Raw genomic sequence first — 13,072 nt, 5'->3', positions numbered from 1 at the left:
CTGGCTCTGTTCTCGGGAATCCCACAGCCGCGAGGATCCCCGTACTTGTCGCGAACACGTACGGGGAGGGCCACTTGAGCACGAGCAGCATGCGGCGGAGGACAACCGCGTTCGGCACGGCCGGAGCGCTGGTCACCGCCACGCTGATAGCCGGCGCCGTCTCGGCGCCCGCCGCGAGCGCCGCCCCGGCCGACGGCCACGGGCACGGGCACGCGCAGGGCTGGGACAAGGAGGCGCGCGGTGCCGCCGTCGCCGCCGCCCGCGCCTCCCGGGCGGGCATCGACTGGCAGGACTGCGCAGCCGACTGGAACCTGCCGAAGCCCATCCAGTGCGGCTACGTCACGGTGCCGCTGGACTACGCCAAGCCGTACGGCAAGCAGATCAAGCTCGCCGTCGACCGGATCGGCAACACGGGCTCCCCAAGCGAGCGCCAGGGTGCGCTCCTCTACAACCCCGGCGGCCCCGGCGGCTCCGGCCTGCGCTTCCCGGCCCGCGTCACGAACAAGAGCGCGGTGTGGGCCAAGACGGCCAGGGCCTACGACTTCGTCGGCTTCGACCCGCGCGGTGTCGGCCACTCCGCGCCCATCTCCTGCGTCGACCCGCAGGAGTTCGTCAAGGCGCCCAAGGCCGACCCCGTGCCCGGCTCGGAGGCGGACAAGCTCGCCCAGCGCAAGCTCGCCCGCGAGTACGCCGAGGGCTGCCTCGAACGCAGCGGCGAGATGCTCCCGCACATGACCACGCCGAACACCGCGCGTGACCTCGACGTCATCCGCGCCGCGCTCGGCGAGAAGAAGCTCAACTACCTCGGTGTCTCCTACGGCACCTACCTCGGCGCGGTCTACGGCACCCTCTTCCCCGGCCACGTGCGCCGCATGGTCGTCGACAGCGTCGTCAACCCGTCCCGCGACAAGATCTGGTACCAGGCCAACCTGGACCAGGACGTCGCCTTCGAGGGCCGCTGGAAGGACTGGCAGGACTGGGTGGCCGCGAACGACGCCGCCTACCATCTCGGCGACACCCGCGCCGAGGTCCAGGAGCAGTGGCTGAAGCTGCGCGCCACCGCCGCGAAGGAGCCGCTGGGCGGCGTCGTCGGACCGGCCGAGCTGATCTCCTTCTTCCAGAGCGCCCCGTACTACGACTCCGCCTGGGCGCCGACCGCCGAGGTCTTCGGCAAGTACGTCGCCGGTGACACCCAGGCCCTCGTCGACGCCGCCGCGCCCGACCTGTCCGACACCGCGGGCAACGCCTCCGCGGAGAACGGCAACGCCGTCTACACGGCCGTCGAGTGCGCCGACGCCAAGTGGCCCACCGACTGGAACACCTGGGACCGGGACAACACCCGGCTGCACCGCGACCACCCGTTCATGACCTGGGCCAACGCCTGGATGAACCTGCCCTGCGCCACCTGGCCGGCCAAGCAGCAGACCCCGCTGAACGTCAAGACCGGCAAGGGACTCCCGCCGGTGCTGATCGTCCAGTCCGAGCGCGACGCGGCCACCCCGTACGAGGGCGCCGTCGAGCTGCACCAGCGGTTCGAGGGCTCCCGGCTCATCACCGAGCGGGACGCCGGTTCGCACGGCGTCACCGGGCTGGTCAACCCGTGCGTGAACGACCGGGTCGACACCTACCTGCTCACCGGCACGGTGGACGCCCGCGACGTGACCTGCGCGCCGCACGCCACGCCCAAGCCGTAACCCGGCGGACGGACACGGCGGGAGGGGGCGACCGGCCCGACCGGTCGCCCCCTCCCGCCGTGTTGCTACCGTCCGTCGGCCCAGGCGTCCTCCGCCGCGTAGTCGAAGAGGTCGCCGTACGCCCGGAGCATCTTCGGGTACGCCTCCCGCCAGTCCCGGCCCGCCAGCCGCTCCTCGATGAAGGCCACCGTCTCCGGCAGGGTGTCGGCGTACCGGGCCACCGGGCGATAGCCCAACTGCTCCTGTGCCGCGCTCATGTCGCACACCACCGGCGCGGGCACGCTCCACGGGGTGTCGCCCACGCCGTCCACCGGCGGGCCGTCGAGCAGCACGTCCTCCGTCTCGACGCCCATCACCGCGTCGATCGCCACCGCGATCTGAGCCACCGTCGGGGCGTCGGGGTCCACCGCGTTCAGGACGCGGGTGCCCGGCCGCGCGGCGGCCAGCCGGATCAGCTCCGCGATGTTGCGCACCCCCGCCGGGTGGAAGCGGCTGGTACCGCCGTACGCGAGCACGCGCCGGCGCCTGCCGTCGAGGTTGCGCTTGACGAAGTACAGCTCGCGCGGCGTCCGGCAGTACGGGCCGTGGATCGCGCCCGCCCGCAGCAGCGTCACCGGCAACCGGTCGCCCGCCGCGAGGAGTTCCCGCTCCAGCGCCGCCTTGCCGGTGCTGTACGTGCCGTCGCCCGGGCGGACGGTGCGCTGCGTCTCCGGGATCGGCACCGGGTACGCGGGGAAGCCGTCGGGCTCGGCCTGCGTGTCGAAGTTGCGGCCCTTGTCGTCCTCGTAGACCGAGACGCTGGAGATCACCACCGCCGAGCCTACCCGCCCGGCCAGCGACACCAACTGCCGCGCGTCCCGCTCCCCGAAGGACACCATGTCCACCAGGACGTCGCAGCCCTCGCCCACCGCCGCCGACAGCGCCGCCTCGTCCTCCCGGTCGGCCCGCGTCACCCGTACGTCCCGCGGCCACCGCGCGTCCCGGTCGCCGCCCCGCGAGACGGCCGTCACCTCCCAGCCGTCCCGGGCCAGCGCGTCGACCGCCGCCCGTCCGATCTGTCCCGTCGCCCCGATCACCACTGCATGTGTCATACGGCGACGGTAGGCGCCCCGTCGCGGGCCGGTCTCGCTCTTCTGCCGACGGCAGACGACGGAACCCGAGGGCCCCGGCTAGCGGTGCGGCAGGCGGGGGAACTTCCGGCCCTGGGCCGCCTTCCGGGCCTCCTCGGCCTTCACGTCGGCCGCGTACCGGTCCACGTACTCCTGGCCGGACAAGGCGAGGATCGCGTAGATGATCTCGTCGGTGACGGCGCGCAGCACGGCCTTCTCGCCCTCCATGCCCGCGTAGCGGGAGAAGTCGAGGGGCTCGCCGAAGCGGATGACCACCGGGTGCAGCTTCGGGATCTTCCGGCCGGGCGGCTGCGCCTCGAAGGTGCCGATCATCGCGCAGGGCACGACCGGCACCCCGGCCCTGAGCGCCATGACCGCGACGCCGACCTTGCCCTTGTAGAGCCGGCCGTCGTGCGAGCGGGTGCCCTCCGGATAGATGCCGAGCAACTCGCCCTTGGCCAGCACGCCGAGCCCCTCGCGGATCGCGGCCTGCCCGGCCTCCTTGCCGGAGCGGTCCACGGGGATCTGCCCCGCGCTGCGGAAGAAGAACGCGGTCAGCCTGCCCTTGAGACCGGGACCGGTGAAGTACTCGGCCTTGGCGAGGAAGGTGATGCGGCGCTTGAGCACCGCGGGCATGAGGAAGTGGTCCGAGAAGGAGAGGTGGTTGCCCGCGATGATGGCCGCCCCCGCATCCGGCACCTGGTCCAGGCCCTCGATCCGGGGGCGGAAGGCGACCCTCAGCAGCGGGCCCAGCAGTACGTACTTGAGCACGTAGTAGAACACGGTGTCTCTCCCAGTTCTCCGGGCTCTCGGCCGGCCGTCCGCGACCGGTGATCGATCGTAGCCCGACCGCGCCGAAACCGGACGGGACCGGTTCGGCCGCTCTTCGGTCAACTTGATTGACGTGACACGGCACCCTCCTCTGTGCTGTCCGGTGGCGGAAGGCGCGGAGCCCGGGTGGCGCACGGCCCGCGGCGGGGGCGCGACCGGGGGAGGGCGGATGACCGGTGGATCGGCGGGGGCGGCCGGACCGGCTGGGGCGGCCGGGGCCCCGTGGGCGGAGTTCGGGCGGCAGTTGCGCTCCCTGCGCCGGGCGGCCGGGCTCACCCAGGTGCAGCTCGGCCTGCGGGTGGGCTACCACCACTCCGCCGTGAGCAAGCTCGAAGCGGGCCTGCGCGAGCCGCCCGTGGGGCTGGTGCGCAGGCTCGACGCGATGCTGGAGACGGGCGGGGAGCTGGCCGCGATCGTCGCCGCGCCGCGCGAGGCGCCGGGGCGCCCGGACCGGTCCCCGGCCGACCCGGCCCTGTTCGCCCCGCTGCCCGGTGCGGACGCCCCCGCGGGGCAGGACGCGCCGGACGCCCGGATGTGGCCCGCGCGGCTGCCCGCCGAGGGGCTGGCGTGCCCGCTGCACGGCACCACGGGATGCGCGGTGCCCGACCCCGTTGAAGTGGCGGCGCTGCTCGACGGGCCGGGCCCGGCGGGCGGTCCGGGCCCGGCGTGGGGCGCGGGCGGTACGGCGGCGGTCGCCGAGGCGGAGGTGCTGCACGGCCTCACCGCCGTCCTGGCCTGTCTGATCCGCGAGGCGTTCCGGCGCGAGGGTCGGGTGACGGCCGTCGAGGGCCTGCTGCGGGCCCTGGCCCGCTGGGCCGGCGAGGTCAACTCCGCCGGGCGGCTGCCGTACGGGCAGTTGCGGCTCGCCGCGCAGTACGCCCAGGTCGCCGGGCGGCTGCGGATGGAGCGCGGGCAGATCGGCGTGGCGATGGCCTGGTTCGGCCACGGACTGCGCTGGGCGGACGCCGTCCGGGACGCCTCGGCCCGCGCGACCCTGCTCAGCGACATGTGCACCCTGGTACGGCTCGACGGGGACCCCTCGTTGATGCTCGGGTACGCCCGGGGCATCGGCGCGGTGGACGCGAGACGCCGGTGGATGGCCACCCTGTCCGGCCTGTACCAGGCGCGCGGCCACGCCCTGGCGGGCGACGCGGCGGAGTGCCGGCGTCACATCTCCCTGGCCCGGCGGGGGTTCGCCCGCCTCGGCCCGCGGGACCACCTGGAGGCGCCCTGGATGGCCGGGGCCGAGGGCGCGATGCGGGTCGACTCGGCGATCGGCGGCGCCCTGCGCGACCTCGCCGTGGCGACCGGGGACCGGGCGGCGGCCCGGCGCGCGGTGGACGCCACCGCCCGCTCGCGCGCGCAGGTGCCGCCCGAGATGCGGGGCGCACGGCTGCTGCTCACCCTGCGTCTGGCGGACAGCTGGGCGTGTGCCGGCGATCCCGGCGCGGCCGTCGCCCTCGCCTCCGAGGTCCTGGCGGAGGCGGTGCGTTCGCGCGAGTCGATGGTCACCGCCGAACTGCGCGGCCTGCACACCCGGCTCACCGGCCGGTGGGCCGACCTGCCGGAGGTCAGGGCGTACCGGGAGCGGCTGCTGGACGCGGGGGAGTGAGAGGCGGGGCTCCGGTTCCACCGGGCGCGCCCGCTCCCGGGGCGCACCCGCACTTGCCGGATTTTGACAGGACCGTACCGCGCCCGCGGAGCCGTTGAATCCGGTGCGGCGGGGTGTGAGGGTTCCGCCAGCCCGCGACATGACATGCAACCGACACCCGCGGGACGCGCCTCCGCACCCCAGGCCGCGCGTCCGGCATGTCCTGGCCGGGCCGGCCCGCAAGGAGCCCCCCACTCTCACAAGGAGCCACGATGCTCAGACAGACCGCGGTGGCCGGGACAGTCCTGGCCATGACACTCGCGGGGGCGGTGGTACCGACCTCCCTCGCCTCGGCCTCGGAGCGGTCCGCGCCCTCCGCGGCGGAACCCACCCCCGTAGAGAGGGCCGTCACCGCGGCCGACCAGGCCGTCCGCAGCGGTCTGGACGCCCTCGTCGCCGGCGGTCCCGACGAGCGGTACGACCGCCACCAGGTCACCCCCTGGGACCAGGACCTGTTCTCCGTCGCCTACGAGCGCACCTACCACGGTCTGCCGGTGGTCGGCGGCGACGCCGTCGTCCTCGCCGACGGCAAGGGCAGGGTCCGCGCCGTCCAGTCCGCCACCGAGGCCGCGATCGCGGTACCCACCGAGGCCGCGGTCACGGCCGAGCAGGCGGTGCGGACCAGCCGCGAGCGGCTCGCGAAGGTCGACAAGGTGGACTCCAGGCGCCTGGTGGTGCGGGTCGAGGACGACGTCCAGACCCTCGCCTGGGAGACCGTGCTCGTCGGCACCACCGAAAAGCGCGTGCCGAGCAGGCTGCACGTCTTCGTCGACGCCCGCACCGGCAAGGTCGTCGACAGCTATGACGACGTGAAGGCCGGCACCGGCCACAGCGAGTGGAACGGCCCCGACCCGCTGACCATCGACACCTCCCGCTCCGGCAGCCAGTACGCCCTGCGCGACACCACCCGGCCCGGCCTGCAGTGCTCGGACTACAACGGCGGCCTGTTCACCGGACCGGACGACGACTGGGGCACCGGCAACGCCTCCAGCAAGGAGACCGGCTGCGTCGACGTCATGTACGCGGCGCAGAAGGAGTCGGACATGCTCCGCGACTGGCTCGGCCGCAACGGCCACAACGGCAACGGCGGCAGCTGGCCGGTCCTCGTCGGTCTCAACCAGCTCAACGCCTACTGGGACGGCTCACGCGTCACCATCGGCCACAACAGCGCCGGCAAGTGGATCGCCGGCATGGACGTGGTGGGCCACGAGTTCGGCCACGGCCTCGACAGCTACACCCCCGGCGGCGCCAACCACGAGAGCGGCCTGGGCGAGGCCACCGGCGACATCATGGGCGCCCTGACCGAGGCGTACGCGAACCAGCCGGCTCCCCACGACACCCCCGACTACACCGTCGGCGAGGAGATCGACCTCCAGGGCCGCGGCCCCATCCGCAACATGTACAACCCCCGGCTGGTCAACAACGACCCCAACTGCTACTCCGCCGCCATACCGAACACCGAGGAGCACGCGGCCGCCGGGCCCATGAACCACTGGTTCTACCTCCTCGCCGAGGGCTCCAGCCCCGGCGGCGGCAAGCCCTCCAGCCCCACCTGCGACGGCAGCCAGGTGACCGGCATCGGCATCCAGAACGCCGGGAAGATCTTCTACGGCGGGATGCTGCTCAAGACCAGCGGCATGACCTACAAGCGGTACCGCACCGCCACCCTCACCGCGGCCAGGAACCTGGACGCGTCCTGCGGCCTGTTCGACGCGACCAAGGCGGCCTGGAACGCGATCGACATCCCGGCCCAGAGCGGCGACCCGACCTGCACCGGGCAGCAGACCGACTTCTCGCTGGCCCTGAACCCGGCGAGCGGCGACGTCGAGGCCGGCTCCGCGGTCAACGCCACGGTCGACACCACCACCGTCACCGGCAGCGCCCAGCAGGTGTCGCTGACGGCCACCGGCACCCCGCCCGGCGTGAGCGTCACCTTCAGCCCCGCGACCGTGACCTCCGGCTCCAGCTCGGCCATGCGGATCTCCACCACGGCCGGCACCGCCGCGGGCACCTACTCGATCACCGTCAAGGGCACGGCGGGCGGCAAGAGCCACACCGCCCAGTACACCCTCACCGTCGGCGGCGGCACCAACCCGGGCACGCCGCCCGACGTCGACGTCGCCCAGGTGCAGGCCCACCTCGCGCAGTTCGGCTCCATCGCCGCGCAGAACGGCGGCAACCGCCGCTCCACCGGCGCCGGTTACGACGCCTCCCTCGCGTACGTCAAGGGCAGGCTCCAGGCGGCCGGGTACACCGTCACCGAGCAGACCTGCGCCTCCGGCTGCTCCGCCGGCGCGGGCAACAACCTGGTCGCCGAGTGGCCGAAGGGCGACGCCAACAGCGTCTACCTGTACGGCGCCCACCTCGACGGGGTCTCGGCAGGGCCCGGCATCAACGACAACGGCTCCGGTTCCGCCGCGCTCCTCCAGACGGCGCTCACCCTGGCCGAGCAGAACCCGACCATGAAGAACCGCGTCCGCTTCGCCTGGTGGACCGACGAGGAACAGGGCCTGAACGGCTCCGACTTCTACGCCCGCACCCTCTCCTCGGCCGACCGCGCCAGGATCAAGGCGTACTACAACTTCGACATGGTCGCCTCCGTCAACGGCGGCTACTTCATCAACAACCTGACCTCCTCGGCCGCCGCCCCGATGCGGGAGTACTGGACCTCCCTCGGACTCGCCCCGCAGGAGAACGTCGAGGGCCAGGGCCGCTCCGACGACTCCTCGTTCCAGCAGGTCGGCATCCCCACCTCGGGCTACGCCACCGGCGCCTCCGCGACCAAGTCGACGGCGGAGGCCGCCAAGTGGGGCGGCACCGCGGGCCGCTCCTACGACCCGTGCTACCACTCCGCCTGCGACACCACCTCCAACATCAACGCCACCGCGCTGAACCGCAGCGCCGACGGCATCGCGTACACGATCTGGAAGACCGCCGTCGGCGACGCGCCGAACCCGCGGGACGACTTCTCGCTCACCGCGACCCCGTCCTCGGGCACCGTGCAGCCGGGCAGCTCCGCGCAGGTCACCGTGAACACCGCGACGACCAGCGGTGACGCCCAGACCGTGCGGCTGTCGGCGTCCGGCGAGCCGACCGGAGTGAGCGTCGGCTTCAGCCCGGCCTCGGTCACCTCCGGCCAGTCCTCGACCGCCACGGTCCAGGTCGCCGCGGGCACGGCCCCCGGCACCTACACCTTGACCCTCACGGGCACGGGCACCGCCACGCACACCACCACGTACACCCTCACCGTGTCCGGCGACGGCGAGACCACCTGGCAGCTGGGAGCCACCTACGCGGCCGGTGACGTGGTGAGCTACGACGGCGTGCGCTACCGGTGCGTCCAGGGCCACACCGCCTACCCCGGCTGGGAACCGCCCCACGTCCCCGCCCTGTGGCAGCGCCTGTGACACGAGGGTGAGAAACGCCTGACACGCCGACGGGCGGTGGGGATCACGGTGATCCCCACCGCCCGTCGGCGCGTGTGACGAGGTGGCGTCAGAACTTCGGCGTCGGCGCCTGCGCCTCGACCAGCTCCGCGGCCTCCTCCTCGGTCCCCACCGCCGGCGGGGAGCCCGCGAGCGGCTGCTGGGCCGTCTCCTTCATGCAGGCGACGGCCACCACACCGATCAGGGCCGCCGCCATCGCGTAGTAGGCGGGCATCATGTCGGAGCCGGTCACGCTGATCAGCGCGGTGATCACCAGCGGTGTGGTACCGCCGAAGAGGGACGTCGACAGGTTGTAGCCGACCGACAGGGACCCGTAGCGGACGTTGGTCGGGAACATCGCCGGGAGCGCCGCCGACATCGTGCCCAGGAGGCAGACCAGCGACAGGCCGAGCATCAGCATGCCGGCCGAGACCGCGAGCAGACTGCCGTCCTGCACCAGCAGGAACGCCGGGGCGGACAGGACGAAGAAGCCGATCATGCCGGTCATCAGGAGGGGCTTGCGGCCGAAGCGGTCGGACAGCCGGCCGACCTGGTTGATGATCAGCATCAACAGCACCATCGTCGCCACCAGGATCATCAGACCGTGGCTCTCGCTGTAGTCCAGCTCGTCCGACAGGTAGGTCGGCATGTACGACAGCAGCATGTAGTCCGTGACGTTGTACGCGCCGACGAGCGCGATGCACAGGATCAGCGCCCGCCAGTGGGTGCGGAAGATCTTTGCGAGGTCGCCCCGCGCGGTGGTCTCCACCGCGTTCGCCGCCTCCGAGATGTGGACGTTGGAGTCCTGGAGTTGCAGGAAGGCGGGCGTGTCGTCCAGCTTCAGCCGCAGATAGATACCGACGATGCCGAGCGGCGCCGCCACGAGGAACGGGATGCGCCAGCCCCAGGCGTCCATCGTGTCGCTGCCCAGCCACGCCGTCAGCGCGGTGACGAGGCCGGCCGCACCGGTGTACCCGGCCAGCGTCCCCAGCTCCAGGAAGCTGCCGAAGAACCCGCGCCGCTTGTCGGGCGCGTACTCGGCGATGAAGGTGGACGCGCCGCCGTACTCGCCTCCGGTGGAGAAGCCCTGGAGCAGGCGGAACACGATCAGCAGCAGCGGCGACCAGAAGCCGATCGCGTCGTAACTGGGGATGAGCCCGATGGCGGCCGTGCCGATCGCCATGAGGATCATCGTGAGCGCGAGCACCTTCTTGCGGCCGATCTTGTCGCCCATCGGGCCGAAGACCATGCCGCCGATGGGCCGCACCAGGAACGCCACGGCGAACGTGGCGAACGAGGACAGCAACTGCGCGGTGTCACTCCCGGACGGGAAGAACACCCGGCCGATGGTGCCCGCGAGGTAGGCGTAGATGCCGAAGTCGAACCACTCCATGGCATTGCCGAGAGAGGCGGCTTTCACGGCTCTCTTGACCGCGGCCTCGTCCGTCACGGTGATGTCCGACCGGCGCAGTCGGGGGTTCTTCCGGCGCTTGATCGCCCGGAACAGGGCGGGGTGGCGGCGGACCGCCGCGGCGTCGGTCTCCGGGCCGTTCTCGGTGGGGGACGTGGCGGCCTCCCTTTCCACACGCAGACACTCCGTGCGGAGTCCTGCTCGGTCGTACGTCTTCCAGCTCGTACCCGTTCCCTCGATCATGCTGGGTATGGTCGTGACCTCGGTCATGTGATTGCGCCGATGAGGTGAGCGGCCGGTGAGTACGCTTCGCACATGCGTATCTCCGTCTCCTCCGACATGGACGAACCCGTGGCCCGGCTCCTCGTCGAGGAACTGCGCGCCCGCGGCCACGAGGTGCGCGCGCACGGCGCGCTGAGCCCCGGCGCGGACCCGCGGTGGGCGGCCTGCTCCGAGCAGGCGGCGCGCGAGGTCGCCGAGGGGCGGGCCGACCAGGCCGTGGTGTGCTGCTGGACCGGCACCGGCGCGTCCATCGCCGCCAACAAGGTGCCGGGCGTCCGCGCGGCCCTGTGCGCCGACGCGTACACCGCCGACGGGGCCCGCCGCTGGAACGACGCCAACGTGCTCGCCCTGAGCCTGCGGCTGACGTCCGGGCCGCTGCTGCGGGAGATCCTCGACGCCTGGTTCGCGGGCGGGCCGAGCGAGGACGCCGAGGACCGGGACAACGTCACGCACGTCGAGCGGCTCGACCGGGGCCGAGCCGCTCGGTGAACCCTGCCCGGCGGCTCAGGAGGTCAGGACCTTCTCCAGCGTCCCGAGGGCGCCCGTCAGCTCCTCGGCCGTGACCGTCAGCGGCGGAGCCAGCCGGATCGTGGAGCCGTGGGTGTCCTTGACGAGGATGCCCTCGCGCATCAGCCGCTCACTGATCTCGCGTCCGCCGCCCAGCGCCGGGTCCACGTCCACGCCCGCCCACAGCCCCCGCGCCCGGAAGCCGACGACGCCCCTGCCGACCAGGGCGGCCAGACCCTCGCGCAGCACCGCGCCCAGCTCGGCCGCCCGGCGCTGGAACGCGCCGGTCTCCAGCAGCTCCACCACCGCCGTGCCCACCGCGGCGGCCAGCGGATTGCCGCCGAACGTCGAACCGTGCTCGCCCGGGTGCAGCACCCCCAGCACCTCACGGCTGCCGACCACCGCCGACACCGGGACGATGCCGCCGCCCAGCGCCTTGCCGAGCAGCACCACGTCCGGCACCACCGACTCGTGGTCGACGGCCAGGGTGTGGCCCGTGCGGCCCAGACCCGACTGGATCTCGTCCGCGACGAACAGGCAGCCCTTGCGCCGGGTCAGCTCCCGCACCCCGGCCAGATAGCCGTCGTCCGGGATCAGCACCCCCGCCTCGCCCTGGATCGGCTCGATCAGTACGGCCGCCGTCGTCTCGTCCACCGCCGCCTCCAGCGCGGCCAGGTCGTTGTACGGAACGATCCGGAAGCCCGGGGTGAAGGGGCCGAAGCCGGAGCGGGCCGTCTCGTCGGTGGAGAAGCTCACGATCGTCGTCGTACGGCCGTGGAAGTTGTCCGCCGCCACCACGATCGTCGCCCGGTCGGCCGGGACGCCCTTGACGTCGTAGGCCCACTTGCGGGCCACCTTGATGCCGCTCTCCACCGCCTCCGCGCCGGTGTTCATGGGCAGCACCATGTCCGTGCCGGTCAGGGCGGCCAGCCGCTCGGCGAAACCCGCGAGCCGGTCGTTGTGGAAGGCGCGCGAGGTGAGCGTGAGCCGGTCCAGCTGCCGGTGGGCGGCCTCGACCAGCGCCGGGTGGCGGTGGCCGAAGTTGAGCGCCGAGTACCCGGCCAGCATGTCCAGGTAGCGGCGGCCCTCGACGTCCTCGACCCAGGCGCCCTCGGCGCGGGCCACCACGACGGGCAGCGGGTGGTAGTTGTGCGCGAGGACGGGCTCCTCCGCGCGGATCAGTTCCTCGGAGCCGCGGGCGGTGCGGGCGGGTGCGGTCATGAGCGGGTCTCCCGGATCTCCTGGGTGCAGCACTTGATGCCGCCACCGGCCTTGTGGAACTCGGACAGGTCGACGGGGACCGGCACGTAGCCGAGGCCAGCGAGTCGCTCGGCCAGCCCCCTGGCCTCCGGAGCGATGAACACGTGCCGCCCGTCGGACACCGAGTTCAGCCCGAACGCCAGCGCGTCCTCGCGGGTGGCGATCACCGCGTCCGGGTAGAGCCGCTCCAGCACCTCGCGGCTGCCCGGCGAGAAGGCGCCGGGGTAATACGCGATGTTGCCGCCGTTGCCGCCGTCCGGGCCGGTCCCGTCGTCGAGCACGAACAGCGCCGTGTCCAGGTGGTAGAAGTACGGGTCCACCAGGGTCAGCGAGATCACCGGCACGCCGAAGAACTCCTGCACCTCGCGATGGGCCGCAGGGGTGGTGCGGAACCCCGTGCCGGCCAGGATCCAGCGGCCGGCCGGGACCAGGTCGCCCTCGCCCTCGCAGACCGACTCGGGATGGTGGACCTCGAAGCCCTCCGTCTTGAACCACGCCTCGAAGGGCACGGACTCGGGCCGCCGCTCGGGCGCGTGGAAGAGGGAGCCGAACACCCGGCCCTCGACCACGACCGCGCAGTTCGCGGCGAAGACCATGTCGGGCAGGCCGGGGACCGGCGTCACGGTGTCCACGGTGTGGCCGTGGGCACGGTAGGTGTCGACCAGCGCCTGCCACTGGTCGAGGGCGCGGATGACGTCGACCGGTCGGCCGGTGCTCATCCACGGGTTGATCGCGTACTGCACGGCGAAGTGTCTGGGTTCGCAGACCAGGAAGCGCCGCCGGCGCGGCACACGGGGCTCGGTCACAGAGGGGTACCTCCGCTTTTCACGGTGTGTGACGGGGTGTTGACACCACGGTAGAAAAGGTCGCCCGAGCCCGACAAGCGACGAAAGCTGCGTGTT

General features: G+C 72.7%; 9 protein-coding genes. 4 read left to right on the top strand and 5 right to left on the bottom strand.

Annotated features, from left to right (window positions below):
• Positions 1-74 precede the first annotated feature (74 nt).
• Entirely contained in the window at positions 75-1,694 is a 1,620-nt protein-coding gene (locus ACIRGB_RS20530) for an alpha/beta hydrolase (RefSeq protein ID WP_403866750.1), read from the top strand.
• A gap of 65 nt (positions 1,695-1,759) precedes the next feature.
• Here the strand turns inward: ACIRGB_RS20530 and ACIRGB_RS20525 are convergent, their stop codons facing one another.
• Positions 1,760-2,785 (bottom strand): NAD-dependent epimerase/dehydratase family protein, encoded by a 1,026-nt coding sequence (locus ACIRGB_RS20525; protein WP_403866747.1) that lies wholly within the window; start codon positions 2,783-2,785, stop codon positions 1,760-1,762.
• 78 nt (positions 2,786-2,863) lie between these two features.
• Positions 2,864-3,586, bottom strand: a complete 723-nt coding sequence (locus ACIRGB_RS20520) for a lysophospholipid acyltransferase family protein (RefSeq protein ID WP_403866744.1) — start codon at positions 3,584-3,586, stop codon at positions 2,864-2,866.
• Positions 3,587-3,803: 217 nt separating this feature from the next.
• Between ACIRGB_RS20520 and ACIRGB_RS20515 the strand changes: the two genes are divergently transcribed.
• Positions 3,804-5,246 (top strand): helix-turn-helix domain-containing protein, encoded by a 1,443-nt coding sequence (locus ACIRGB_RS20515; RefSeq protein WP_403866741.1) that lies wholly within the window; start codon positions 3,804-3,806, stop codon positions 5,244-5,246.
• 251 nt (positions 5,247-5,497) lie between these two features.
• Complete coding sequence (locus tag ACIRGB_RS20510; protein WP_403866738.1) at positions 5,498-8,692, top strand: M28 family peptidase; 3,195 nt, start codon at positions 5,498-5,500, stop codon at positions 8,690-8,692.
• Positions 8,693-8,780: 88 nt separating this feature from the next.
• Here the strand turns inward: ACIRGB_RS20510 and proP are convergent, their stop codons facing one another.
• The gene (gene proP / locus ACIRGB_RS20505; RefSeq protein ID WP_403867178.1) at positions 8,781-10,295 is read right to left on the bottom strand and encodes a glycine betaine/L-proline transporter ProP; all 1,515 of its coding nucleotides are present in this window, start codon (positions 10,293-10,295) and stop codon (positions 8,781-8,783) included.
• 141 nt (positions 10,296-10,436) lie between these two features.
• Here proP and ACIRGB_RS20500 point away from each other — a divergent pair, with 141 nt between their 5' ends.
• Positions 10,437-10,892 (top strand): RpiB/LacA/LacB family sugar-phosphate isomerase, encoded by a 456-nt coding sequence (locus tag ACIRGB_RS20500; RefSeq protein ID WP_403866735.1) that lies wholly within the window; start codon positions 10,437-10,439, stop codon positions 10,890-10,892.
• Between the two features lie 15 nt (positions 10,893-10,907).
• Here the strand turns inward: ACIRGB_RS20500 and rocD are convergent, their stop codons facing one another.
• Positions 10,908-12,131: an ornithine--oxo-acid transaminase gene (gene rocD / locus ACIRGB_RS20495; RefSeq protein ID WP_403866732.1), complete on the bottom strand. Its 1,224-nt coding sequence runs from the start codon at positions 12,129-12,131 to the stop codon at positions 10,908-10,910.
• Positions 12,128-12,976 carry a dimethylargininase gene (gene ddaH / locus ACIRGB_RS20490; RefSeq protein ID WP_403866729.1) on the bottom strand — a complete coding sequence of 283 codons (849 nt, stop codon included), beginning with the start codon at positions 12,974-12,976 and terminating at the stop codon, positions 12,128-12,130. Before ddaH ends, rocD begins: the two co-directional genes overlap by 4 nt.
• Positions 12,977-13,072 lie beyond the last annotated feature (96 nt).

This window comes from Streptomyces sp. NPDC102490, from assembly GCF_044765285.1.
Lineage (GTDB): Bacteria > Actinomycetota > Actinomycetes > Streptomycetales > Streptomycetaceae > Streptomyces.
Note: the sequence above shows the minus strand (reverse complement) of the source record. Positions and strands in the feature narration are given on the sequence as shown.

Coding starts and splice junctions, on each gene's coding strand:
- ACIRGB_RS20525 (WP_403866747.1), bottom strand. CDS start 2,785: ATGACACATGCAGTGGTGATCGGGGCGACGGGACAGATCGGACGGGCG.
- rocD (WP_403866732.1), bottom strand. CDS start 12,131: ATGACCGCACCCGCCCGCACCGCCCGCGGCTCCGAGGAACTGATCCGC.
- ACIRGB_RS20515 (WP_403866741.1), top strand. CDS start 3,804: ATGACCGGTGGATCGGCGGGGGCGGCCGGACCGGCTGGGGCGGCCGGG.
- ACIRGB_RS20510 (WP_403866738.1), top strand. CDS start 5,498: ATGCTCAGACAGACCGCGGTGGCCGGGACAGTCCTGGCCATGACACTC.
- ACIRGB_RS20500 (WP_403866735.1), top strand. CDS start 10,437: ATGCGTATCTCCGTCTCCTCCGACATGGACGAACCCGTGGCCCGGCTC.